This is a genomic window from Pantoea sp. CTOTU50773, assembly GCF_032082325.1.
GTDB lineage: Bacteria > Pseudomonadota > Gammaproteobacteria > Enterobacterales > Enterobacteriaceae > Pantoea > Pantoea communis.
The window spans coordinates 1-25,314 of sequence record NZ_DAMDQC010000027.1 but is presented as its reverse complement, the minus strand read 5'-3'; the positions used below and the strand labels follow the sequence as shown (position 1 = coordinate 25,314).

The window sequence follows — 25,314 nt, the reverse complement described above, 5'->3', positions numbered from 1 at the left end:
GTGGGGCCATCTCGACAGCAATGATCGCCATTGCTACTATGCGTTTTCCTCTGCCCATTGAGCTGACTATGGACACCCAATCCGACAAGGTGACGCTGACGCTGTTCTACGCCGCGAGCTTTGTGGTGTATTACGTCGTGACCATGCTGATTACGCTGTTTCCCAACTATGGGGCGCTGCGTAATAACGGTTTACTGGTGCCGGTGCTCTGCTTATTCGAATTCGCGGTGATTTACCCGCTGTATCGTTTTTACTGCCAACGCCGCACTGACATTCCGCTGGGATATCTCCGTCCCGGTCAGGCGCTGCTGTTTGTGGGTGCGCTGGTGGCACTGATGGTGGCGCAAACGCAATTCCTGCAACCGGAAGGCTGGTTGATTGCCCAGAGTCAACAGGGTCGCAGTTCGATGTTGATCCTGCTGCTGACCGCCGTGCTGCTGGCACCGGTGTTTGAAGAGGTGTTGTTCCGCGGTTTTCTGTTACAGGGGTTTCTGTTATGGGCGCCGAAAAGTCGCTTCGCCTGCATGCTGCTCACCTCGCTGCTGTTCGCCGCGATGCACACGCAATACGTGCATTGGGAAACCATCGTGGCCCTGACGCTGTTTTCACTGTTGCTGTGTTACGCCCGTCTGCGCAGCAATAGCCTCGCGCTGCCCATCTTCCTGCATACGCTGAATAACCTGATCGCGATTCTGCCCGCCTGGTTCTATGCATAAAAAAACAGCGCAAGAGATTGCGCTGTTTTCAGAATAAAAGCATCAGGAAATGGCCGAGTCTTTGTGTTTGTCCGCCTCAAAATGGGCTTTGAACTGCTCGTAAATAGAAATCATGTTTGAAGCATCGCCTTGCATTGGGCTGAGTTTGCCTGCACGCACCAGTTCAATCACCAGTTGCAGCGCGGCTTGTTTTGGGCTGCTGGCCGGATGGGCAATTTCGTTCAACATTGGTCACTCACTCATCATTTTTGTCAGGGCCGCACAGTTTAGCTCAGATTGTCATGCTGTTGTGCGTCCGGCTGGTTATAATCTCACCGTTCGCACCACCAGGCCGCTCAGGGTGATCATTGACTCTCGTGCCGTTTGGCTATACTGGATTAAAAAAAGGAACGAACAGCCACTGCTTCCGTATCATCAGGAACGTGTTTAAGGAGTCCAATCATGCTGATTGGTTTTGTGTTGTTAGTGAGCGCGTGTGGACATGATGCCTGTGACGCCTTACCGGTGTCAGAACGTATCTACCCGACCAAAGTGGCCTGTGAGCAAATGGCCGACCGCATCCATAAAGTTCGACCGAATGTGGTCCTGCTGTGCGGGGAAGTGCACCGTTAATTCGGTGCCAGTTTTATTTGAGCTGTACAAAAATAAGCCAGACGGCATTGCAAGATCGGCGCATAGCGTCCAAAATATAAGCTGCTTTACACTATTACCGTTGTGAATCCCATGAAGAAGACTCGCCCCCGTCGTCCAAACGGACGCTGGGTTTATTACATTTTGTATGATGGCATTCTCTGGCCCTGCCCGGTGCGCTGGGAGTGGGAGAGCAGCTTTGAAGGCTGGTTGCCATTCTACTACTCGCCGACCTTTGAGTTTGTGGCGGGCGACCCACGCAAGGCCTATCGCATTGCGCGCAGCAGTGTGCGTAACGTTCGTCAGCCAGACAGCGAATACGCCTGAATCAACCGAGCTGCCACGGTAACCAGCTGGCGGTCAGCAGATAGTGCACCCCTTCCAGCACCAGAATCACCATCACTAGCACGCCGAGCTTATGGCGGCAGATCCAGTCTTTTAACCCCATATCATCGCCGCCCAGCGAATCAGCATCAGCGCGCCGCAGATGCACAGCAGCACCACAATCATTTTCCAGTGTTTAGTTGCAGCCAGTTTTTTCCCCACGCATCCTCCAGACGGCAGAAAGCAACGATGCGCCCTAAGGCGCATCGCTATTCTACCGCTGGTAACCCGTAAGGGCGATTAATTATTCAGCGTGTAGTCCAGGCTAATCTCGGCATTAAGCACCTGAGATACCGGGCAGCCCGCTTTGGCTTTCTGAATAATCTCATCAAATTTGGCACTGTCGATGCCTGGCAGCGCGATGGTGCTGGTGAGTGCAATTTTGGTAATGGCAAAACCTTCACCTTTCTTGTCCAGGGACACATCCGCGGTGGTGTCGATGCTTTTAGGCGGATGCCCAGCCTGACCCAGCATCAGCGACAACGCCATGGAGAAGCACGCCGCATGTGCAGCACCGATCAGCTCTTCCGGATTGGTGCCCTTCTCACCCTCAAAGCGGGTATTGAAGCCATAAGGCTGGTTGCTCAGCACGCCACTTTCGGTGCTCACGGTGCCTTTGCCTTTAATGTCGCCTTCCCAATGGGCCGATCCTTTCTTATGAATGGTCATGTCATTCCTCCTGTTAGTCAGACAGCAGTCAGTATAGACAACTCCACTCATTTTGCTTTCCGCGCCTCAGCTCACGGCACGCGGTCGAGCCGGATGTAAACCCGCTTCGCTCAGCAGCGCATTCGCCTGCACCAGCGAGTCCTGGGTGATCTCGGCAATGGTTTTGGCCCCGGTCAGCGTCATCGCCACTTTCATCTCTTTTTCGATCAAATTCAGCAAATTCTCAACGCCACGCTGACCATGGGTCGCCAGTGCATAGATAAAGGCGCGACCCAGCAGGACATTGTCTGCACCCAGCGCGATCATGCGCACCACATCCAACCCGTTGCGGATACCACTGTCGGCCAGAATCGCAATATCGCCTTTCACGGCGTCTGCAATGGCAGGCAGTGCGCGCGCCGATGACAGCACACCATCCAGCTGGCGTCCGCCATGGTTAGAGACCACAATGCCGTCCGCGCCGAAGCGCACCGCATCACGCGCATCTTCCGGATCCAGAATGCCTTTGATCACCATCGGCCCATCCCAAAACTCACGAATCCACTCCAGATCTTTCCATGAGATCGACGGGTCAAAGTTGTTCGCCAGCCAGCCAATATAATCTTCCAGTCCGGTAGGCTTGCCAAGATAAGCGGAGATATTACCGAGATCGTGCGGACGCCCATGCACCCCGACATCCCACGCCCACTGCGGATGCGTCACCGCCTGCCAGTATCGACGCATCGCCGCATTTGGGCCGCTCATGCCCGAATGCGCATCACGATAACGCGCGCCCGGCGTCGGCATATCCACGGTAAAGACCAGCGTCGAGCAGCCCGCCGCTTTCGCGCGTTCCAGTGCGTTGCGCATAAAACCACGATCGCGCAGTACATACAGCTGGAACCACATCGGACGATTAATGGCTGGCGCTACCTCTTCAATCGGGCACAGCGATACCGTGGAGAGCGTGAACGGAATACCTTTCAGTGCCGCTGCACGCGCGGCCTGCACTTCCCCGCGTCGCGCGTACATGCCGCACAAACCCACGGGCGCTAACGCGACCGGCATCGACAGCGTTTCGTTGAACAGTTTGGTTTCCAGACTGAGATCGGACATGTTCTTCAGCACCCGCTGACGCAGCGCCACGTCCGACAGATCGGACACATTGCGCTTCAGGGTGTGTTCGGCATACGCGCCGCCGTCAAGGTAGTGGAACAGGAACGGGGGCAGGATGCGTTGCGCCGCGGCGCGATAGTCACTGGCTGCAGAGATGATCATCAGTTTTTTTCCTTACGATTATCCAGGGATTCGCCTGGCAAGCGGGTAATGCGCGCCTGCCGGGCTTCATCTTCATGGAGCGATTTCAAGGTGGTATGTACAAAGCCGAGGTGATCCATCGCCGCCTGGCGTGCCGCCTCGGCATCACCGGCCATCACCGCATCGAACATCGCCTGGTGCTGTTCATTCAGGCGATTAAAAATCACCGGCTGGGTGTACATGCGCTGGCGGCTGTGCAGTACCGAAGACTGCAGCAAATCGAAGAAACCACGCATGGTTTGCAGCAGCACCACATTGTGCGAGGCCTCAGCGATGGCGAGATGGAAGCGCAGGTCGGCCTGCGCCGCGATATCGGGATCATCGCAGTCGTGCATCTTGAGCAGAGCATCAAAAGCGAGGCGCAGCTTCTCTTTATCCGCTTCAGTGGCACGCAAGGCGGCGTGCCAGGCGGTGCTGGCTTCGATGGCGTGGCGCGCTTCCAGAATATCCCAGCGATAATCGGGATCGTCCGCCAGCAGTTGGCGAATCGGCTCAACAATACGCTGTTCCGACCAGGGCTCCTGCGGCTCACACAGCCAGGTACCGCCGCCGCGTTTACTGATTAACACGCCGCTACTGATCAGCTGCTGAATCGCCTCACGCAATGATGAGCGTGACACACCGAACTCAGCGGCCAGCTGGCGCTCGGCCGGTAAGCGCATACCCGGCTCCAGCTGGTGTTCCTCAATCCAGGCGAGCAATCGCGCCCGTAGCGTTTCCGCTAATCGCGGCGTGTTTTCTGTCATGGAATCATCCAGGTTAAGACATAAGCTTGCAGCGTTGTGATCACCCCCACCATGCAGGTGAAGATCAGACTGTGTTTAACGGTAAAGCGGAACAGATCCGACTCTTTACCCACCAGCCCCACGGCGGCGCAGGCGATGGCGATCGACTGAGGTGAAATCATCTTACCCGTCACGCCACCCGTGGTGTTGGCGGCCACCAGCAGCACATCCGACACACCAATCTGCTGCGCGGTGGTGGCCTGCAACGCCGCGAACAACGCATTTGAAGAGGTATCAGATCCTGTCAGAAACACGCCAAGCCAGCCAAGGAACGGCGAGAAGAAAGTAAAGGCATTGCCGGTGTGCGCCAGCGCTAAGGCCAGTGTGGCAGACAATCCGGAGTAGTTGGAGATAAAGGCGAAGGCCAGCACCATACCGATGGAGTAGATGGGCAGTGCCAGTTCTTTCAGCGTCTCACCGAAGGTCTGGATCGCCGCAGCGGGCTTCATACGCAGCCAGATCACGGACAGCACCGCCGCCACGATAATCGCTGTACCGGTGGCTGACAGCACATCAAACTTGAAGATGGCCGCATAAGGCGTTGCCGCACTCACCACCGGCGGCATACGTGCCACCAGCTCATGCAGCAGCGGTACCGGAACGCTGAATACCCAGTCATACATCACGCCACCTTTAGCAAACAGCGCCTTGAACGGCGGAATGCTCCACAGAGTGACGGTAGCCGTGAGGAACAGGAATGGCATCCACGCGCGCACAATCTGGCCCAGCGTATAGCGCTGAGAGGTTTGCGTCGGGTCAACGGCGGTTTTCTCATCGAAACGGAAAATACGTACTGGCTTCCAGCGGCGCAGGAACAGCGTGAGGCAGACAAGAGAGGCCAGTGACGAGATGATGTCCGGCAATTCCGGGCCAAGGAAGTTGGAGCTGAGGAACTGCGCAATGGCAAACGATCCACCCGCGACGATCACTGCTGGCCATGTTTCTTTGATACCGCGCCAGCCATCCATAATCGCCATGATCCAGAACAGCACAATGAGGGTCAGGAACGGCAATTGACGCCCGGCCATCTGGCCAATCTGGAAGCTGTCGAGTCCGGTGACTTGCCCGGCGACAATAATCGGAATCCCCATCGCACCAAAGGCTACTGGCGCGGTGTTGACGATCAAGCATAAGCCAGCCGCGTACAGCGGATTAAAGCCCAATCCCACCAGCAGGGCTGCGGTGATTGCCACCGGTGCGCCAAAACCCGCCGCCCCTTCGAGAAACGCGCCGAAGGAGAATCCGACGATCAGCATCTGCAAGCGCTGATCGGGTGTGATGGAGAGGATCGAAGCACGGATGATGTCGAATTGCCCGGTTTTCACCGAGATTTTATACACAAATACTGCCGCGACGATGATCCAGGCGATTGGCCACAGGCCGTACAGGAAGCCATAGACCACGGAAGCCAGCGCCTGGCCCAACGGCATGCCATACAGGAACAGCGCCACCAGCAGTGCAATCACCACCGTGGCGGTGCCCGCCTGATAGCCTTTCAGCTTGAGCTTCAGCAGGGCGAAGAAGAAGAACACAATCGGGATCACCGCCACCAGGCTGGAGAGCCACAGATTGTTGAGAGGATCGTAGTTTTGTTGCCACACCGGCATGCCGTTATCTCCAGAGGTTACCAGATGAGTGCAGCGCAACGGCAATGCAGATTTGCGCCGCAGGTCTTGCCCTTCTGCTCACTGAAATTGGTAGGACCAAATTGCAGTGTGGGGCTTTCTGGCTCCAGATAGTTAATGCATTGTTAACCTAAAGCAACGAGGCTGGGGTTATTTTTCGTGTTCTGTGACGATGTGGCAACATTTAAATCGTTTTGGTAGGACCAATCATCATTCTGTCTGACCAAAGGCCCGACGATAACTGTGGGGATGAAAGCGAAGATTCAGCACGATCAATCCCACCGTTACGGTGCCCTGCATCATCCACACGCTGGTAAAACTGTGCGTCAGCACCTGCAACTGACCGGCGATAAACGGCATACACCCGGCGATGATGAAACCTGCGCCCTGCATAAACGCCACCAGGCGTGCACCCGCCTGCGGATGTGGCAGGTGATCGAGCGCCAGCACCATCGCCAGCGGGAACGCAGCCCCTAAACCAAATCCGGCAATCGCCGCCCACAACCAAGGCGCCAGCAGGGGAGCAAACAGGAAACCGCACATACCGACCAGCTGGCAAACCAGACTGATGATCAGCTGTGGACGACGATCCGCCTTGAGCGCCAGCAAGGGCATGAATAATGCGCCAGCCACCTGGCAAAGGATCATCACCCCCAGTAACGAGCCGCCCGCCTGTGCTGACCAGCCAAGGTGGTGATAAGCATCCGGAAGCCAGGCGACGCACGTGGCATAACCGCCATTGACCAGGCCAAAACTGAGCGCCAGCGACCAGGCGCGCGGTTTTCGCCATAGCGAGGGCATAGATACCGACTCTGCGCTTTGCGCCACCGGCACACGCACGATCCACCACAGCACAATCGCCAGCAATACGGGCAGTGCCCAACCGGTGAGCGCCAGTGACCAGCCGAAATGCGCACTGAGCCACGGCGAGAGTGCTGCCCCTAATCCTCCGCCGCCCATCAACGCGCCCGCCCACAACCCGGTAACGGGGGCGCTGCGCTGGGCAAAGCGCTGGCGGATCAACCCTGGCATCGCCATCTGCACCACGCCAACCCCCAGCCCGGCAAAAAGCGCGCTGACCACCAGCCATTGCCCGTCGTGAATCACACCGCGTGCGGCCAGCGCCAGCAGCAGCAGGACTAGCCCGGCGATCAACAAACGTTGCAGCGGAACACGTTGCATCAGGGAGGCACTGAGTAGCGCCACCGCGCCCATCATCACCATCGGTACGGCGGGTAACAACGAAGCGGCAATGGAAGAGAGGCTCATGGCCTGGCGGAGTTCGCCCAGCAATGGGCTAACAGAAGTCAGTAACGGACGCATATTGAGCCCGGCCAGCACCAAAGATGCGAGCGTCAATCCGTTGGAATGTCGGTTCATACACAATCCTGCAGTAGAAAGGTTGTCAGGGTCGCAGCAATGATTACTATTTGGAAATGAAATAACACCATAGTGATCAGTGGAAAAATGAATCGTCAGCCGATGTTTACGCCACAGCAGTTACTCAGTTTTGTTGCGGTATGCGAAACCGCCAGCTTTACGCGCGCCGCCGACCGCGTGCATCTATCGCAATCCACCGTCAGCCAGCAGGTGCGCCGCCTGGAGGAGATGATTGGCAAAGCGTTGCTGGAGCGCACCTCGCATCAGGTGGTGTTAACTGAAGAGGGAGAGAAATTACTGGGCTATGCCCGCCGCATTATTGCGCTCAACGGTGAAGCGCACGATGTGCTGAGCGACAAGTGGCGCGATGGCGTCCTGCGCCTCGGCGTACCGGAGGATTTTGCTGCCCCCACCGCAGCACTGCTGGCGCAGTTCAGCCGCGAGCATCCGCAGCTGCGCCTCGATGTGATGAGCGGCATGTATGTCGACTTGCATCGTGCGTGGCAGCGAGAAGAGCTGGATATCATGCTGATCAAGCAACCCGGCGGTGAACGCCCATTGGCAGCGCGACCGGAGCCCCTGCTGTGGCTGGACAGCGCCGAACACCCCTGCTTTGAGCAGACGCCAGTGCCGCTGGTGGTATTTCCCCAGCAGGGACTGTATCGCGAGGAGATGTGTCAGACGCTGGATGCGCTGGGCCGCAGCTGGCGCATCAGCTACAGCAGCGCCAGTCTGGTGGCACTCGCCAGTGCCAGCGCGGCCGGATTAGGTTTAACGCTGCTGCCTGCCAGTTGTCGCCTGCCCGGCCATCGTGTGCTGGACGAAGCCGCAGGCTTACCGCCGATCAGCCACTTTGAGCTGGCGCTGTTTTGCCGCTCTCCACAGGATGATTTGCAACAGGCGCTGGCCGTGGCGTTAGTGGAATTTTGCCAGTTAAAGTGGCAGTGATTTTCCCACTGCTCAGCAGTGGGAAATATCGCAGCGCCGCGCCCCGGGTTTTGCCAGATTAACGTTTTACTTGTTGACTGGAGCCTCTGATGCACCTCACTTCACCTAGCCGTCGCGATTTCATTAGCCAGGGCGTCCGCCTCACAGCAGCCGGAAGCCTGCTGGCAGCCGGTATGAACGCCGCCGCCTCATCGCCCTCTTCCGCCGCAGCGCCAATCTCTACGCCGCCGCCGCGCGTGGATCATTACCAATTGCTCAACGTACGCCTCGAGGAAGGCTTTGAGCGTGACGGCAACGACATCATCGCGACGCGTACTGCGCTTTACGATATCACTGTTAAAGACGGCAAATTTGCCGCCATCGAAGCCGCTGGTAAAGCGCGCAACGCCGACATTCCGCAGTGGGATGCCCATGGTTCGCTGCTGTTGCCGCGCACTCGTGACATGCACATCCACCTGGACAAAACATTTTATAGTGGCCCCTGGCAAGCGCCACGCCCACGTCAGGGCAAAACCATCATGGATATGATTGCCCGTGAGCAGGTATTAATCCCGCAGTTACTGCCCACCTCACAGGCGCGTGCCGAAGCTTTGATCGGTTTGCTGCACAGTAAAGGCACCACCGAAGCACGCAGCCACTGCAACATCGATCCGGTGAGTGGCCTAAAAAGCCTGGAGCATCTGAAGCGGGCGCTGGCGAACCACCCCGAATTTCCCTGTGAAATTGTCGCCTTCCCACAGCACGGTTTACTGCATTCCAAAGTGGATGGCCTGATGCGCGAAGCGATGCAGATGGGCGTGCAGTACGTTGGCGGATTGGATCCCACCAATGTGGATGGCGCGATGCAGGCCTCGCTGGATGCCATGTTCCAGATTGCGCTCGATTTTGATCGTGGCGTCGATATCCATCTGCACGAAACCGCACCTTCTGGCGTGGCGGCCATTCAGTATATGGTGGACACCATCGCGAAGAACCCGCCGCTCAAAGGCAGAGTGACGCTGAGCCATGGCTTTGCGCTGGCCACGCTGGAAGGCAAAACGCTCGATAAGATGATTGCAGGCATGGCTGAACAACAGATGAGCGTGGCGTCCACCATCCCCATCGGCAAACTCACCATGCCGTTACCGCAATTGCAGGCCGCGGGCATCACGGTAATGACCGGCACCGACAGCGTGATCGATCACTGGTCACCGTTTGGCACCGGCAGCATGCTGGAGAAAGCCAACCTGTATGCACAACTCTATCGCGGTTCGGATGAGTTTGGTTTGAGCCGGGCACTGCACATTGCCACCGGCGGCATCTTGCCGCTATCGAACCAGGGCGAGCGCCAGTGGCCGAAAGTCCAGGATGACGCCAGCATGATGCTGGTTGAGGCGAGCTGCTCCGCTGAGGCTGTCGCCCGCATCTCGCCGGTACGAGCCACCTTCCACAGCGGTATGCCGGTGTTCAGCGTCTGAGATCAAAAAAGCCTCCTTACGGAGGCTTGATGAACGAAAAATGCAGGGGCGGCAAGCGCCCCATACGAGTTGCTGGATTTACGATAACATCTGAATCGCCAGCGCATACAAACGCTGGTTTTCATCGTCGCTAGCTGGCTCTTCTTCCGCGTAACAGGCAATCATGGAACTAACTTTATCCGAAGATAAGGTCTCTCCGTGCAGATGCAGGGTTAACACGGCGCGGCCGACGATTTTCAGAATGTCTTCGTTTTGTCCCTGGACGTAAAGACTCAAAGTGGACCTCTGAAGATATTATTGTTTGCCAAGTGGCGCGCCAAATATAAAGCAAAACGGCAGGGTATTTTAATCGGAATTTTACCCATCTTAAGTGACACATAAGCGTAACATAGACAAAAACAGGTCAAAAAGACGCTATATAGTCCCTTTATCAACGCTAATTGCACCTTTTCATTCAGGAAAGACGTTTCACATCTTTTGAAGCAACCGGTCACAAAGAATAAAATGATTAGAATTTTACACCTATTAAAGGCGAAAATTTAATCAAACGATCATCACGCTAATTGATTTCAATGCGTTATCAATTGCGCGATTTGCATTGCCGATAGCAGCCCTTTCTGCGAGACTGACCGCCGCAATCCTGACCGCTATTTGAGACATTCCCGTGACCGCTTTTTCTACCCTGACGCAACTTCCTGCCAGCCAACTCGACAACCTGCGCGAGATGGGCTTCGACGCCATGACACCTATTCAGGCGGCTTCATTGCCCGCCATTCTTGAAGGGCGCGATGTGCGTGCGCAGGCGAAAACCGGCAGCGGTAAAACGGCCGCCTTTGGTATTGGCTTGCTGCAGCGCATTGACAACACCCGAAGCCAAACTCAGGCGTTGATTCTGTGTCCAACGCGTGAACTGGCCGATCAGGTGAGTAATGTGCTGCGTCAGCTGGCACGTTTTACCCGCAACATCAAAATATTGACGCTGTGTGGCGGTCAACCGATGAGTGCGCAACGCGATTCGCTGGTGCACGCACCGCAAATTGTGGTCGGCACGCCGGGCCGCATCCTTGATCACCTGAAGCGCGACAACCTCGATCTCAACGCACTGCAAACGCTGGTGTTAGATGAAGCCGATCGCATGCTGGAGATGGGCTTCCGCGACGATATGGAAGCGATCATTGGTTTCACACCGGATGCACGCCAGACGCTGCTGTTCTCTGCCACCTGGCCAGATACCATCGCCAGCCTCAGCCAGCGTTTCCAGCGCGATGCATTGGCCGTGGCCACAGAAGACAAAGCGGAACTGCCTGCCATTGATCAGCAATTTATCGAAGCCAGCGCCAGTGAGCGTGGCAATCTGCTCAGTGCCCTGCTCAGCCAGCAGCAGCCCGCTTCTTGCGTAGTGTTCTGTAATACCAAACGTGAGTGTGATGACGTCGCAGCGGCATTGAATGATCGTCAGATCAGTGCACTGGCACTGCATGGCGATTTGGAGCAGCGCGATCGTGAACGTGTGCTGATCCGTTTCGCCAACGGCAGCATCCGCGTGCTGATTGCCACCGACGTGGCTGCACGCGGACTGGATATCAAATCGCTGGCGTTGGTGGTGAACTTCCAGCTGGCATGGGATCCTGAAGTGCACATCCACCGCATCGGCCGCACCGGTCGTGCAGGCGAAAAAGGACTGGCGGTCAGCTTCGTCGCGCCCGATGAAATGGTGCGCGCTAATGCGCTGGAAGAGTATCTGAGCCAGAAACTCAACTGGGTTTCCTCCGCTACTCTGAAAGGAAAAGCGGCGCAAGCTCTGCCTGCCACTAAAATGACGCTGTGCATTGATGGTGGTCGCAAAGCCAAAATCCGCCCTGGTGATATCCTCGGCGCGCTTACCGGTGAAGCCGGATTCAGCGGCGATCAAATTGGTAAGATCGATCTGACGCAAACCCACGCTTATGTGGCGATCGATGCGGCACAGGCGAAGAAAGCGCTGATCAAGCTGAAAGAAGGCAAAATCAAAGGCAAAAGCGTCCGCGCCATCCTGCTGAAGTAATCCCCTATGCGCGAGGGTATTCACTCTCGCGCTAAATTTTCTGCCCCGCCCCTTCATTTTTTTTCCGCGCTGCCGATAAGTTAATCATTGCCCCTTTACCCAGCCCAGATTCTGCTTGAGGCCATGATGGATAATTTTCAGAAAGAGATCGATGAACGCGCTAACCTTGCGCTTTCCAATAAATTCGAACTGCTGCTGTTCCGCCTGGGTTCCGATCAGCTGAAAGGCAAATCTGAGCTATACGGCATTAACGTATTTAAACTGCGCGAAATCGTACCGATGCCGACCATTACCCGTGCCGCGGGTATGCAGTCACCGCTACTCGGCATGGCCAGCATTCGTGGTCAGTTTATCCCGGTGATCGATCTTCCTGCCGTCACCGGCTGTAAACCAGAAACCGGCCTTAACCTGCTGCTGGTCACCGAATATGCGCGTAGCACCCAGGCCTTCGCGGTGGAGTCGGTAGAGAATATCGTCCGTCTCGACTGGAACCAGGTGCACACTGCCGAAGCCGGCATTGGCAGCCGCAATATCACCAGTATCGCCTGCCTCGATACCGACGGTCAGAGCAACAATCTGGCAATGGTGCTGGACGTTGAGCAGATTCTGTATGACATCATCCCTTCGGTGCGTGGCGTTGAGCCAAGTGCTGAGACGGCGAAAGATTTCAACCTCAAGCCTGGCCAGGTGGCGATTGTCGCGGAAGACTCCAAAGTGGCGCGTCAGTTGCTGGAACAGGGTCTGAAAAGCATGGGCATTCCGGCCATCATGCATAACACCGGTCTGGAAGCCTGGATCAAAATTAACGAGATGCAGAAAGAGGCCGCTGCGGCAGGCGAGTCGATCCACGACAAAATCGCGCTGGTGTTAACCGATCTGGAAATGCCAGAGATGGATGGGTTTACCCTGACGCGTAATATCAAACGTGATGATGCATTGCGTCAGATTCCGGTGGTGATCCACTCCTCTCTCTCCGGCAGTGCCAACGAAGACCACGTGCGTAAAGTCGGCGCCGATGGCTATGTGGCGAAATTTGAGATTAATGAACTGTCGAGCGTGATCCATCGCGTGCTGGAAAAGAAACGTTAATCCTTTCTAATCTCACCTACCTCCCTATAAGGCGCGTTATTCGCGCCTTTTTTACGTCCTGCCTTCCCTGATAAAACCGATCCACTCATTAATCATGTTAACGGTTTTGTGACGCACCTCTAAAAAATTAAAGTTAAAACATTAACAACCGATAACTGATAGCGCTTGAACCGGTGCTGCCATACCAGATTAATTACGCCCGGAAAGTATCTTTACCTTATAAAACATCAGCCTGATGCGGGCCCTCAGCCTGCTTTTCCGTCTTGAAAACAACACTATTTAGCATTACGGGGAGAACCAATGTTGAGCTTAAAGAATATGAAAGTGGGCGTCCGTTTAGGGATAGCCTTCGCACTTGTTGTGGCCCTTCTGGGGGTAGTCGGTGTGACGTCGATTATGAAAATCAACAACATTAAAAACGGCATCACCTCCATTGTGGAAGACCGCTATGTCAAAGTCCGTCTGGGTTTTGACGTGCGCGATGGTGTGAACGATCAGATCAAATACTTACGCGGCATGGTGATTGATACGCTGCGCCCGGAAAACAACGTACAGCGTTTTAAGCAGCTGGATGAGGCAACCGAGCGCACCAACAGCGCCATGAAAAAGATCGAAGCCATTCAGGTTACCGAAATCGGTAAAAAGAAAATCGCCGGTCTGCTGGCTGCCAGCCAGCTGTTTGAGCAGCAAAAGAATGAAGTGTTGGACTTAGTGCGCGCAGGAAAACTGGATGAGGCGAGCACGTTTGTGCTGAAAAAAATCACCAGCACCCAGAATACCTTCCTTGATAGTGCGGTGACTTTCGCCAACTCACAGTCCGATCAGCTGCGCAAAGAAGGCACTGGCATTATTGATGACGGCTCGACTGCGATTGAAATCACGCTGATCTTCTCAGCCATCGCGATTGCTGCCTCTGTGCTGCTGGGCTTTATGTTGACGCGCTCAATTGTCCGCCCGTTAAATGAAGCGGTAGGCATCGCCGAGAAAGTCGCGGCGGGCGATCTCAGCTCGCACATTGAAGTCAGCGGCAAAGATGAAACCGCCGTGCTGATGCAGGCACTGCAGGCGATGAACGATAACCTGCTGACCATCGTGTCCAACGTACGCGCCGGTTCTGACACCATTGCCGTGGCCTCAAATCAAATCTCCAGCGGTAACATTGATCTCTCATCCCGTACCGAGCAGCAGGCCAGCTCGCTGGAAGAGACCGCCTCCGCCATGGAGCAGATGACCGCGACCGTGAAGCACAATGCGGATAACGCGCGTGAAGCCAATCAGCTGGTGGCCACCACCTCAACCGTTGCCAAAGAGGGTGGCGTGGTGATGGAACAGGTCATCGAGAAGATGGAGGCGATCACTCTCTCTTCTAAAAAGATTGTCGATATCATCAGCGTGATCGACTCCATTGCCTTCCAGACCAACATTCTCTCGCTTAACGCTGCGGTTGAAGCTGCTCGCGCCGGTGAACAAGGCCGTGGATTTGCTGTGGTCGCCACCGAAGTGCGTAATCTGGCACAGCGCTCCGCCTCTGCCGCGAAAGAGATCAAAGTCCTGATTGAAGACTCAGTCTCGAAAGTGGATGAAGGCAGCCGTCTGGTGACGCACGCGGGAACCACCATTGGTGAAGTGGTGAACAGCGTGAAGAGCGTAGCGGATATCATGAGTGAAATTACCATTGCCAGCAGCGAGCAGAGCAGTGGTATTAGTGAGATCAATCTGGCCATAACCCAGATGGAAGCGGTCACTCAGCAGAATGCCGCGTTGGTGCAGGAAGCCTCTGCCGCTTCACAAGCGTTGCAGGAACAGGCCGATCGTCTGGCGCAGTCAATGAGCGTCTTCAAGACAGCGGCAGTGTAAGACAGAGCGGCGCGAGGAGTCGCGCCGCCCTTTTGCATCAATGCATCAGCGAATACGCAATCGACGAAATCGCTAACAGGCCAACAATCACCACAAACACATTGCTGATTTTGCCACTGTACTGACGCATCGCCGGGACTTTCTGAATCGCGTACATCGGCATCAGGAACAGAATCATCGCAATGATCGGCCCGCCGAGGGTTTCAATCATGCCGAGAATACTCGGGTTCCAGGTGGCAACCAGCCAGGTTGCCAGTAGCATAAAGCCGGTTGTGACGCGGTTCATACGTTGCGGCGTGACGCTTTTGCCACGGCTGCGCAGTGATTTCACCACCATTCCATTGAAGCCTTCACGCGCACCCAGGTAGTGGCCGAGAAACGATTTGGTGATCGCCACCATCGCCACAATCGGTCCCATCCAGGCAATCATCGGCACATTAAAGTGGTTTGCCAGATAGGAGAGAATGGTGATGTTCTGCTCTTTCGCCGCCTGCAAATCCGCCGGTGACAGGCTCAGCACGCAGCTGAAGACGAAGAACATCACCGTCACCACCATCATCAAGTGTGCGCTTGCGAGAATGCGTGAGCATTTCTTTTCCGCGCCTGCACCATATTCATTGCGCTTCGCCACCGCAAACGACGAGATAATCGGCGAGTGGTTAAAGGAGAACACCATCACCGGAATTGCCAGCCACAGCGTCATCCAGATGCTGCTATCGCCAGCGCTTTGGCTGAACGACAGCGTTTCCAGTGCAGCGCCGTGCCAGTGTGGCACCAGATAGGCGGCCAGTAGCATCAGCACCGCGACAAACGGGAACACCAGCACGCTCATTGCCTTGACGATCATCTGCTCGCCAAAGCGTACCACCGTCATCATGCCGATGATCAGTACCAATGACAGCAGCACGCGCGGCGGCGAGACCATCCCGAGTTGATGCACGATAAAGCTGTCGACGGTGTTGGTGATCGCCACGCTGTACATCAGCAGGATCGGGAAAATAGCGAAGAAATAGAGCAAGGTGATGATCTTGCCTGCGCCCACACCGAAATGCTCTTCCACCACTTCAGTAATATCTTCACCGGGGTTTTTACCCGACAGCACAAAGCGCGTCAGAGCTCGGTGTGCATAGTAGGTCATGGGGAACGCGAGGATGGTCATAATAATCAGGGGGATTAGACCACCTGCACCTGCATTGATAGGCAGGAACAAAACGCCTGCGCCTATCGCTGTACCGTAGAGGCCCAGCATCCACACGGTATCACTCTTACGCCAGCCTGTTGAACGGGCCTCAACCGTGCCCTGCGCAACGGTTTGTGAGTTGTCCATCTGTCTCTCCAGAATTTAAAGCTTTTTAAACAATGCAGCCGAAATCACGGCGGCTAAACATGCCATTGGTGCGACGGGGCACATGCTACGCGTTTTTGACGACTTAAGGTTGCCTGAACGCAAGACATGCATCACAAAGCCGTCATAAATGCGCGAATCGGTTATTAAATCAACAAAAATGCATGATTCACGCGCGCAAACGTTTGCATGGAGCGCTATTTGACCTGAGAGCATGAAGGAGTGCAAGGATTTGTCGGGTTCGATTTGCAGGCTGAACGGGATGCTGACAGGAGAGTGATGCGCGAGTGGGAGGCGTTGAAAGTGGGCTATGCGGACGGGGAAAATGTGGCAACGGCGAACCGTTGCCACAGGCACTGCAGTAGAGAAAGGTGAAACTCCCCCGGCAACTGCTCTCTGGCGAAGCCAATGTTCCACTCGGTATTCTGAGGAATATCCGCAGCAGACAATGACAGAGAATAATCCCGGGAGAATTTCAAATCAGAATGCGCGCATTCTGTAGAGTGCATAGAGGAAATAGTACGCTGTGATAGTATTCAAATTCATAATCATGTACTTCAGTTTTTCATTTTTATTCAGCAGAATGAAAATCCCTTTCGAGTATTTCCCCCGCTTTATTTCATTAATTTCCTGCGCGATATCTGCAGGTGAAAACGACGAATGATACATCGCCGTGACAATTTGCATATCTAACGCCAGCACGCGTTTTGAAATGCCCTTTAGCAGGTAATCGAGATTACTCCCCTGATATTTCTCAACGATAGAATCATACAGCGTGGTCAGAAACTGTTTTCTGACTTTGAGCTCGCTGTAATGCACCTTTTGCTTGGATAATGAACCGGCAACATCTTCATAATGGTAAGCCGTTCCCTGAGTGACCAGAAAATTGCTAATACAGCTGAAGAATTTGAGGTTAAATAAAAGATCCTCACTCATTGAGATCCCCTCAATAAAGCGAAGATTCAGCTCACTCAGTATCTGACGGCGATAACACTTATTATGCAAATAACCAATGTTGTCGCTCATCTCCAGCTCACCGAGCACATAAGGAATATCCTCGTTGCTGAAGAAGCCAGCCTGAGAGACCTTGCCCACACGGCCGTCGTTGAGGTTTCCTACCATCAAATCTACCGACTCCGTTGGCCATGCATCCAGATTCAGTTTGAAGATCATTAGAAAATCATCATCCACCCAATCATCTGCATCGAGGAAAAGAACATATTCCCCACTGGCCTGTTGCAATCCGCTGTTGCGAGCCGCGCTGACACCGGCGTTCCTTTGGTTTATTACCGTGACCTGAGAATAACGTGAAAACTCCTCCAGTACGTTTAGGGTTGAATCAGTGCTACCATCATTTACCACCACAATTTCATAATCGCTGAACGTCTGATTAAGCACACTCAGCAATGTCCGCTTGATGGTTTTTTGTGAGTTATAGACGGGAATAATAATACTGAAAAGTGGTTTTTCATTCATGATAAACTCTCTTTACTGTCTGAGGTTTTGTAATTGACAAATAACTGCCATAGTTTCCTGGGGTTGATAAAAATCTGATGAATACGCATCACCGGTTGCGCAGTGAAGAAATAATTAAGCAGCGAGAAAGAGAGGAATTCGGTTAATACCACGCTGAGGGCAGCGCCGGTTAAACCCAAAAGCGGCACCAATAAAATGGACGATGCCAGGCAGATAATTAATACCGCAAAGGTCTTTTTCACTAAAAAGCGATAACCGTTGTACTTAATAATAAAACGGTCCATGAGGCTGCTGAGCACACCACACATCGCGCCCACACTGAGCAGCAGCGTCGGCGCGATGGCATCGAGATACGCCTCGCCGTAAAAGTCACGGATAAACCAGCCTGCGAGTTGCCATATCGCCATGATCACAATGGCGGACACCCCCACGACCAGCAGATGCAGTTTTTGCGCTTTGACAATTGACTGCTCATCATCACGCTCGGCAAAGAACGCCGGAAAAAATGAGGCCAACAAGGCATTAGGTAAAAACACCCATGAGGTTGCCAGCGTCATGGCAACAGCAAATATCCCCGCCTCCTTTACACCGAGGAAATACGAAACGCTGAGTTGGTTGACGCGGGTATAAATCGCGATAGCGATCACCGAGAACACCAGCGAAATGCCAGAAGCCACCATGTAGCGCGAATACTTTTTGATGTGGCGCAGCGCCGGAATCGGCCCCTGGCGATGATAGCGCCAGAAAATCGCCAGCTTGATGCTGAACGGCAGCAACGTAGCCAGCACAATGGGGATCGCCAGAAACTGAGGGTCCAGTTGCAGATACGAAATAATGAAGCGCACTGACAGACTGATGGCGAGGCCGATCACGTTGGCGATCACATTGAGTCGAGCGTTGAGCATGGCCTCGTTGTAGATATTGACCAGATCAATCGACGAGAACAGACAGGCCATCGCCGCTGCGCAGATAAATACCAGCGCTTCACGGCTCCACGCCTCTCCCATGATCACCATGCCGCTGAGCGCTAAACCGCAGTAAATCAGCATCACCAGCAGAAAAGTCGCCATCATCAGGCGAATACCTGAATGACGATTTTGCGAAATACGCTTCAGCAAAATCACATCGCTGCCCATCACGGCGATCGACTGAATAAACTGAAACACCAGCATGGAGAGTGAGATAATGCCGAAGGTGGTCGGTCCAACATATTTCGCGACATAGGACGTCACAAAAATCAGACCAAACACTGCGATGAGTTTTTCAGCAATCATCCACATCGAATTTTTTAATTTATCTTTCACAGATCAACCTCAGTGAGAATCATGACTAAGCCAAACTTCACGTCCCTTTCGCCCGGCTTAACATTAAATTTGATTTATTTAGGAGTTTCCTCAGGCAGAAATCGCCGGCCTTTTAACTCTCATAAAACGGTGGGTTAAATAAGATTATCGCTAATCAAATCGTGCAATTTTATTATTCATTCATTTAACTAAATACGCAGGCTACCGCCCCTGGCTTACAGCTACCAGTGTACTGACTACCTGTTACGGGCTATTTCTGGCGCAAGGAACCGCACTGCACTCAGACGAGTTCAGTTAAATATCATGCAGTTACATTAATTCTTATTTCGAAGACAAGATGACACTTAGTGCAATCACCGTGACATCAATAAGAAACGCCAATTATCAATATGCCATTCAATATGATTAAAACAGGTGCAGCCTACTGAATCTTTTTGCACCACAAGAAATGCCGACCGGGATTGAAAAGGTACATCTAAAGACGGCCTTCTCAACGAACGTTACGACATTCTCGATTTTGCTGTATGCCCTGCCTTTTTATTATCTCGATGCGTCTTTCGCCGTTCGATAATGGCAAGTTGCGTTAATTCAACATGACTCTCGCAGCCGTGTTGCAATGGGCTCAGGGCCCTAATTTTGCGATCTGATTCAAACTTTTAATCGCATTCTCACCAGACATTGCGATGAGGTCAATGGCCTGGAGGCCAATACGGAATTTACTTAGCTGGAAATGGGATATCGCAGAAGGGGAAAGATTAGCGCGGATGAATCGGTTTTCAGAAAATTGATTAAGGCGACAGTCAAATACTGTTAGGAATAATAAGATCGAAATGGACTTACAAGACCATTTTTCGCTAACACCTTGTTCTGTAAGTTAACCTGCAAATTATCCGGGCAAATTAAACTGTAATGAATCTGGAGATAAGAACGGACCTGATATATCGAACCGTTTTATTGCCTGGTGCCGTACTGAAAACTACACCATCTCCAGATTAACGTTTTTTTGTACGCATTAACGTAAATAAAAAGAGAATTAACACATTCCATCTGAGAATATCGCCATCCTATGCGGCTGGCGTGCCAGGAACCACTGTTAAAGAGACAACGAACCTGAGACGCTCTGCGTGTATTTTGGTCAAAAAAAAAGCGAGGCCGCAGCCTCGCCAGATAGATGGGTCTCAGTCGTAATAGGGAAGTTTACGATCGACACCGTTGATATTCACCAGCACAAAGCCGGTTGGCGCGGTTTTATTGGTTGGCGTTCCGGCGGCGGTGGCCATCGTCAGCACGCCCTTCTCATTAGCCCCAATCCCCGCCAGCCCATTGTGCATGCCAAAGCGTGCGGCTGGCTTCAGTGTGCCCATGTTGGTGGTATCGGTAACAACTGACAGATCAGACTGGAACAGCGAGCATGAGCCTGAATCGAAACGCGTTGGGCCGGTGGTTTTCAGGTTCAGCATGGTGTCGCCACTGTTCGCTTTCAGCTTCACCCACACCACGGCATAAGTGGTACCGACACGGCCGTAACGCATATCCAGGATGGCGGGCTGCCCCATATGAAAAGCATCCGCCCACACCGTTTCCAGCCGTTGCAAATTGATCCAGGTTTTGCCGCTACTTGCCACGTTAACCGGGGTGCCGGCAGTGCCGGTGGGCTGGGTGGCATCGGCTTTACCAATAAACTCCATCACCCACTGCTGGTTCGCATTCGGGAAGAACAGCTGCCCCAGGCGATACCAGTTGTCAGTTGACGTGTTATTGGTGATCTTGTAGCCGCTATAATAGCCGGCACGTAGCGATCCGGTCAGGAAACTACCGTAGCTCTCGTCGCGACGATAACCATATTCGAAGGTGGAGAGCCATCTGCCGGCCACCAGATCGTTCGACACTTTCGCGCCAGACTGCAGGTTGATTTGACGCATCACCACGCGCGCATTATTGAGATTGAAAGGATTGCCGCAATCCTCAATATTGAGCGTATCAATGGTCCAGCCACCATCCGACAAGTCTCCTGGATTGCGCGTGTGCTCGATCCACACATTGCGCAAAATCCCCTGTGTACAGCGCGGCATATACAACGTGGCGTCACCATAACCCGTCTGGAAGTTACAGTTACAAATCTCAATCGCGGTAGAGTGATCCCATACCCCATTCGGTGAATTTGACCAGCCCACATCGAAGACGCGCGCATAGGTGTAGAGGGTATAAATCTGGTCAAATTTGGTGTCCAGCGTATCCAGCACTTTAATCACCGTGCCGCCGTTATTCTGTGCGCGGAAACAGTAGATGTTTACCGTGGTGCCTTCGATACAGGTATTTTCGAAGAACGGCTGCACGTTGCTGCACATATCGGCCGTGATGGTGCCTTTGTTGGTGGTGATATCTGCTGAAGCCTGACCATTCCAGGCAATGCCGCGAATCGAGGTGCGACGCGCCTTCACCTTGAATACCGGGTTGGCACTCTTATCCGAGATAATCGTGGTACGCGGCAACGAACCCAGCTCAACATCATCACCCTGCAGACCGAAGAAGGCGTTATCGGTGCCGCTGATATCAATTGGACTGATCAGAAACTTCCCGCCGGGAAAACGAATCGGCAGGTCCTTAATATTACCGCTGTAATTCTGCGTCCAGGTTAGCATGCGATTAACCGCGTCCGTGTCATTGGCATAACCGTCTCCTTTGGCACCAAAGTGGTAAACGTTGATGTCGGACGGATCGTTAATCACACGTTTCCAGTAAAAGCCATTACCTACCGCCAGCGTCCCGCCATCATCAGTGGCAGTGGTGGTGCCGATAAAACCGGTGAAGTCACCGCCACCGTGGAAGGTAGAGTCCGCGTTATAGCGACGCAAAAACGCCAAATCGCCGTTTTTGCTGGGAACAGTAGTACGCAGTTCAGCATAAGAGTTAACTTCGATCATCATAGCCTCCTCGGCCTTTTCAGGTTTGCAATGCAAGTGTGGGAACAGCGTTAGTGCGCCGATGTGCCGCAGTGCTGATCCCAGAGATCGTTGTGGTTGTTGATGGCGCGCACGGTGCGAACATCCATACGCTCGGCATCGTTGCCGTGGGTGTAAATCGGGGAGAAAAGCGTGCAAGCAGAGTCGATAACGACGGGGGATTCAGGGCTGGTTGTATTTCGAGTGCTGCAGCTTGTCGCGAGCAGCAGCGTCATCAAGATTAAGATTGCTGGCTTCCACACGTTTAGCCTCCTCGCGCAACTGTTGTTGCTGCTGGTTAACCGCGACAGCCTGCACGCCCGCTTTGTTCGCGGAGTCCACCTCTGATTTGGCTTGTTGCTGCACCTTGCCAATCTTTCTGCCACCGAAGTAGCTGGCCACCAGTGCCGCAACAATGCCCGCCAGTGCAGCCAGCCAGTGCCAGCTGCCGCCAAGCAGTGAAGTAATAAGCGTCATGGTTTCTCCTCCAACGTCTTGCGCTGTTCAATCAGGTTTTTCTGTCGGACAAACTGCGCCAGAACCCCAATCGCCACCATGAAGGCACCAATCAACCCGAGGTAGTTGTGGGGAAGAATGTCTTTGATGTCCTGAGGCAATGCATTCCAGGCATCCAGCGCGGATGAGGGGAAGGATTGCGCCCAGGCGCTGAGCATCGAACCCAATGAAGCCAGCCATACTGACCAGGTTTTGAACAACAGTCGCGCATGCTTCACAAACTCCAGCGTGGTAAAACGCTGGAGCAACAACAGCACAATCACTGCTGCCAGCACCGCGATGACAAACACCATCCATCTCATGTTCATAACAGCCCCCGATAAATGTCGTAGCTGCCGCTGCGCATGACTTCAGCGTGACGCCGTGCGCGCCCGGGCGTTTGCCGTGCCCACAAGCTGTCGAGCATGGCATTGGCGGCGCCATTAAAGTCCCCTTGGGTGATGGCGCTCAGCATGCCGCGAAACAGGGATAACCCATCAACGCCCAATTGATATGCCATGCTGATCAGCACATCACAGCGCGCCTCACTGCACTTGCTTAGCGCTTGCTGCACCAGAGCACGCTGGTTCATCTCCAGCACTTTGTTCTCCACAATGCACTGCTTCCACACATCCCCGACTCGTCGCGGTACCTGGAAGATGTAGTTGCTGAGTGAGGCTCCTTTAGGCCCGATGCGGATACCGCCGGCCACGGTAGGAAACCCTTGCGTATCAAGGTAGGGCGCCTCGCGGTAGCCCTCTTCAAAATTCAAAATGGCAATAATCTGGCTCATAGCGATTCCTCTTTGACGGGCGCAACGATGCAAAAATGACTGCGCAAAGACTCCAAAACATAAATCTCACTGATCTATCCGCCCTTCTGAGACCACGCGTAATCCGCGCTACGCTCAAGCGAGGCTAAACAGTGAGCAATAACGAAACGTTCCGCTTAAAGCTGGGAAATATGACAAGGATTTAGCGCACGGCGTACAAATGGACGTGGGGCAGACAGCAGTTGTCGAAGCTGGCGCTTTCGGCCTGACGTGGTGTGGGGGCCATTACCGCACAGTCGACTCGCGATTGCGTCTGGCGCTGGCAGATGCGCTCTGCGCTACGCAGGCTTGGGTTATCGGGCTCAAGGCCTAAGGCGCAGTCGATACTGCGCTTCAGGCGGCTAAGTGACTGGCGGCGTCGGTGACGGCGGGTGCGCGCGTTCCCGGTGAAGACTGACTTGCCATACTGGATAATCGCCATAACTCCTCCTGTGAATGAGTCTTTGGCGATGGGGTGGCAGGCGCGGCGTGTCGGCTGAAGCCGAGGCGTCCGTGATTCCACTGCAAACACTCGACATCGACCCGCCCGGCTGCGTTCGCGGCCAAGGATAAGCAGAGGAGAGTGAAGTCAGAAGAGAGCTGACGACGCTGCATAATGCGCATCCACCCCATCCCAAAATTCACTGACTTTGGGTGGTGGGTATCGCGCTTGTGCAGCGCCTCAATTGTTTAAGAGCGGGCTCATCCGGGAGCAGTGATGTCGTCCTTCCATGGTCAAATTATTAACAGGTTCTAATGCATTGGCAAACACCAACAGTTAATTTTTTATTTACCATCGGTTAAATTTATGATTTCAGCCGGAATATTTTTTTACCTGCTCAGCGCGTTTTGTGATCAACCTAAAATCTGGTAATCACGCGCCTGGCTCATGATGACGCGCGCCACGACCTGCAATGAGGCCGCCTCATCCAGCGTTAAGTACCAGGTCTCATAGCGCTTGTTGTCGGAGATGACCGCGACCTTTCTGTGCTGCAGCTGCAGACGTTTGAGATAAAGTTGATCATCCAGCGTAAACAGGTAAATCCCGTCTCCGTCAAAGCGATGCACGCTGATGTCCACGAACAGCTGATCACGTGGCGCAAAGGTGCCGGCCATCGAATCATTGTTTAGCGCGATGAGGCGGATGCTCTCTGCCGGACGGCCGCTGAACAGCACGCGTGCCTCATCCAGCCCATACTCGATAGCCTGAATGGTTTCGACCAGTTCATCACGCGCAGCAATGCCCTGAGCGCTTCGCTGCCCAATATCCAGACTCTCGACGCGGAACCGATGTTGCGGGTCAATAAGTGCATGCTGGCTCACCGTGGCATCGGGTTGCTCCATGCCAAACTGCAGCCACTCTACGCGCACGTCCAGCAACTGGCTGAGCGCCAGTAGATTACTGTCATCCGGAATCGATTGAGCGTTAAACCATTTCCAGACCCCCGGTGTTGAGATCCTGCATCCCCTTTTCTGCAGCGCCTGTGCAACCTGTTTGTTTCGTCCATGTCCGACAATTCCCGCGCTATCACACGCGGCAATCAGCCTGGCAGTAAAAGCTTGTCTGTTACTCTCTTTTTTAACCATCAGTTAATAATCTGCCATCAGTTAAAGACTGAATGTTATTTTCTTTTTTGCTACCAGTTCATTTTATATTACCGTCAGTTTACTACCCAACAGCTTTTATCAATGAAGCTGGATGATCATTATCCTCTTCGACGGGGTGGAAACCAGCAATGAATGCCCTACAGCTTGTTCTGACAGGGGTTTTCAGGATTGTTCTGTGACGCTGATACCAGCACCTAAAACAAAAAATGCGCGAAAAAGCGCGTCGGCGCCATAGATGACAGAAATAAATCAAAAAGCTCTGGAAATAATTGGATCGGAAGCAAAAAAAATGGGCACCCTTACGGTGCCCATTGTGTTGCAGAAGTGAAAATTAGCCGCGCAGCGTATCGTCGCCCCAGCCAATCCACTTGTAGGTCGTCAGCGCTTCCAGACCCATCGGGCCACGCGCATGCAGCTTCTGCGTACTGACCGCGACTTCCGCACCCAGACCGA

26 protein-coding genes are annotated in these 25,314 nt (G+C 53.8%); 8 read left to right on the top strand and 18 right to left on the bottom strand.

The window, feature by feature from the left end; all coding sequences use genetic code 11:
* Positions 1-68: 68 nt before the first annotated feature.
* A complete protein-coding gene (locus RT340_RS06685) occupies positions 69-716 on the top strand; it encodes a CPBP family intramembrane glutamic endopeptidase (protein WP_034830547.1) in 648 nt (215 codons plus the stop codon).
* Between the two features lie 42 nt (positions 717-758).
* Here the strand turns inward: RT340_RS06685 and RT340_RS06680 are convergent, their stop codons facing one another.
* Positions 759-944 (bottom strand): hypothetical protein, encoded by a 186-nt coding sequence (locus RT340_RS06680; RefSeq protein WP_034830477.1) that lies wholly within the window; start codon positions 942-944, stop codon positions 759-761.
* 213 nt (positions 945-1,157) lie between these two features.
* Between RT340_RS06680 and RT340_RS06675 the strand changes: the two genes are divergently transcribed.
* Together RT340_RS06675 and RT340_RS06670 are read left to right on the top strand one after the other, a co-directional pair.
* Positions 1,158-1,328, top strand: coding sequence for a hypothetical protein (locus RT340_RS06675; RefSeq protein ID WP_007887091.1), 171 nt, complete (start codon positions 1,158-1,160; stop codon positions 1,326-1,328).
* Positions 1,329-1,439: 111 nt separating this feature from the next.
* Positions 1,440-1,673, top strand: coding sequence for a hypothetical protein (locus RT340_RS06670; RefSeq protein ID WP_160834018.1), 234 nt, complete (start codon positions 1,440-1,442; stop codon positions 1,671-1,673).
* Between the two features lie 111 nt (positions 1,674-1,784).
* On the opposite strand, the gene yniD is transcribed toward RT340_RS06670, so the two are convergent.
* From yniD to RT340_RS06640, 6 genes are all read right to left on the bottom strand, one after another.
* Entirely contained in the window at positions 1,785-1,892 is a 108-nt protein-coding gene (yniD, locus tag RT340_RS06665) for a small membrane protein YniD (RefSeq protein WP_097117533.1), read from the bottom strand.
* 78 nt (positions 1,893-1,970) lie between these two features.
* Positions 1,971-2,399, bottom strand: coding sequence for an OsmC family protein (locus RT340_RS06660; RefSeq protein ID WP_034830472.1), 429 nt, complete (start codon positions 2,397-2,399; stop codon positions 1,971-1,973).
* 66 nt (positions 2,400-2,465) lie between these two features.
* Positions 2,466-3,656: an FMN-dependent L-lactate dehydrogenase LldD gene (gene lldD / locus RT340_RS06655; protein ID WP_313374922.1), complete on the bottom strand. Its 1,191-nt coding sequence runs from the start codon at positions 3,654-3,656 to the stop codon at positions 2,466-2,468.
* Positions 3,656-4,441: a transcriptional regulator LldR gene (gene lldR, locus RT340_RS06650; protein ID WP_034830467.1), complete on the bottom strand. Its 786-nt coding sequence runs from the start codon at positions 4,439-4,441 to the stop codon at positions 3,656-3,658. The genes lldD and lldR overlap by 1 nt, the downstream gene beginning before the upstream one ends.
* Positions 4,438-6,087, bottom strand: a complete 1,650-nt coding sequence (gene lldP, locus RT340_RS06645) for an L-lactate permease (protein WP_097117535.1) — start codon at positions 6,085-6,087, stop codon at positions 4,438-4,440. The genes lldR and lldP overlap by 4 nt, the downstream gene beginning before the upstream one ends.
* A 228-nt stretch (positions 6,088-6,315) precedes the next feature.
* A complete protein-coding gene (locus RT340_RS06640; RefSeq protein ID WP_313374919.1) occupies positions 6,316-7,485 on the bottom strand; it encodes a cyanate transporter in 1,170 nt (389 codons plus the stop codon).
* 87 nt (positions 7,486-7,572) lie between these two features.
* On the opposite strand from RT340_RS06640, the gene RT340_RS06635 reads away from it, so the two are divergent.
* Positions 7,573-8,433: a LysR family transcriptional regulator gene (locus RT340_RS06635; RefSeq protein WP_058961528.1), complete on the top strand. Its 861-nt coding sequence runs from the start codon at positions 7,573-7,575 to the stop codon at positions 8,431-8,433.
* 89 nt (positions 8,434-8,522) lie between these two features.
* Positions 8,523-9,890 (top strand): amidohydrolase family protein, encoded by a 1,368-nt coding sequence (locus RT340_RS06630; RefSeq protein WP_313374917.1) that lies wholly within the window; start codon positions 8,523-8,525, stop codon positions 9,888-9,890.
* Between the two features lie 78 nt (positions 9,891-9,968).
* On the opposite strand, the gene RT340_RS06625 is transcribed toward RT340_RS06630, so the two are convergent.
* Complete coding sequence (locus RT340_RS06625) at positions 9,969-10,166, bottom strand: hypothetical protein (protein ID WP_034825302.1); 198 nt, start codon at positions 10,164-10,166, stop codon at positions 9,969-9,971.
* A 388-nt stretch (positions 10,167-10,554) separates the two neighbouring features.
* Here RT340_RS06625 and dbpA point away from each other — a divergent pair, with 388 nt between their 5' ends.
* The 3 genes from dbpA to RT340_RS06610 all read left to right on the top strand — a co-directional run bounded on the left by dbpA (position 10,555) and on the right by RT340_RS06610 (position 14,880).
* Positions 10,555-11,934: an ATP-dependent RNA helicase DbpA gene (gene dbpA, locus RT340_RS06620; RefSeq protein ID WP_211728006.1), complete on the top strand. Its 1,380-nt coding sequence runs from the start codon at positions 10,555-10,557 to the stop codon at positions 11,932-11,934.
* A 126-nt stretch (positions 11,935-12,060) separates the two neighbouring features.
* Entirely contained in the window at positions 12,061-13,023 is a 963-nt protein-coding gene (locus RT340_RS06615) for a chemotaxis protein (protein ID WP_034825306.1), read from the top strand.
* Between the two features lie 300 nt (positions 13,024-13,323).
* Positions 13,324-14,880, top strand: a complete 1,557-nt coding sequence (locus tag RT340_RS06610; RefSeq protein WP_313374913.1) for a methyl-accepting chemotaxis protein — start codon at positions 13,324-13,326, stop codon at positions 14,878-14,880.
* A gap of 37 nt (positions 14,881-14,917) precedes the next feature.
* Here RT340_RS06610 and RT340_RS06605 read toward each other — a convergent pair whose 3' ends face one another.
* The 10 genes from RT340_RS06605 to RT340_RS06560 all read right to left on the bottom strand — a co-directional run.
* Complete coding sequence (locus RT340_RS06605) at positions 14,918-16,207, bottom strand: HAAAP family serine/threonine permease (RefSeq protein WP_313374911.1); 1,290 nt, start codon at positions 16,205-16,207, stop codon at positions 14,918-14,920.
* A gap of 498 nt (positions 16,208-16,705) precedes the next feature.
* Positions 16,706-17,701, bottom strand: a complete 996-nt coding sequence (locus tag RT340_RS06600) for a glycosyltransferase family 2 protein (RefSeq protein WP_097117542.1) — start codon at positions 17,699-17,701, stop codon at positions 16,706-16,708.
* The gene (locus tag RT340_RS06595; RefSeq protein ID WP_058961536.1) at positions 17,698-19,005 is read right to left on the bottom strand and encodes an oligosaccharide flippase family protein; all 1,308 of its coding nucleotides are present in this window, start codon (positions 19,003-19,005) and stop codon (positions 17,698-17,700) included. The genes RT340_RS06600 and RT340_RS06595 overlap by 4 nt, the downstream gene beginning before the upstream one ends.
* A 1,178-nt stretch (positions 19,006-20,183) precedes the next feature.
* Entirely contained in the window at positions 20,184-21,929 is a 1,746-nt protein-coding gene (locus RT340_RS06590) for an amylovoran biosynthesis protein AmsF (RefSeq protein ID WP_097117543.1), read from the bottom strand.
* A 201-nt stretch (positions 21,930-22,130) separates the two neighbouring features.
* Entirely contained in the window at positions 22,131-22,424 is a 294-nt protein-coding gene (locus RT340_RS06585; protein ID WP_313374907.1) for a hypothetical protein, read from the bottom strand.
* On the bottom strand, positions 22,421-22,765 hold the full coding sequence (locus RT340_RS06580) for a hypothetical protein (RefSeq protein ID WP_313374940.1): 345 nt from the start codon (positions 22,763-22,765) through the stop codon (positions 22,421-22,423). Before RT340_RS06580 ends, RT340_RS06585 begins: the two co-directional genes overlap by 4 nt.
* A 2-nt stretch (positions 22,766-22,767) precedes the next feature.
* Complete coding sequence (locus tag RT340_RS06575; protein ID WP_034825324.1) at positions 22,768-23,235, bottom strand: glycoside hydrolase family protein; 468 nt, start codon at positions 23,233-23,235, stop codon at positions 22,768-22,770.
* Positions 23,236-23,416: 181 nt separating this feature from the next.
* Entirely contained in the window at positions 23,417-23,695 is a 279-nt protein-coding gene (locus tag RT340_RS06570; RefSeq protein WP_034825325.1) for a hypothetical protein, read from the bottom strand.
* A gap of 413 nt (positions 23,696-24,108) precedes the next feature.
* Positions 24,109-24,840 carry a S24 family peptidase gene (locus RT340_RS06565; protein ID WP_097117545.1) on the bottom strand — a complete coding sequence of 244 codons (732 nt, stop codon included), beginning with the start codon at positions 24,838-24,840 and terminating at the stop codon, positions 24,109-24,111.
* A 352-nt stretch (positions 24,841-25,192) separates the two neighbouring features.
* Positions 25,193-25,314, bottom strand: a 122-nt coding sequence (locus RT340_RS06560) for a hypothetical protein (protein ID WP_313374938.1), incomplete at its 5' end; no start/stop codon positions are given.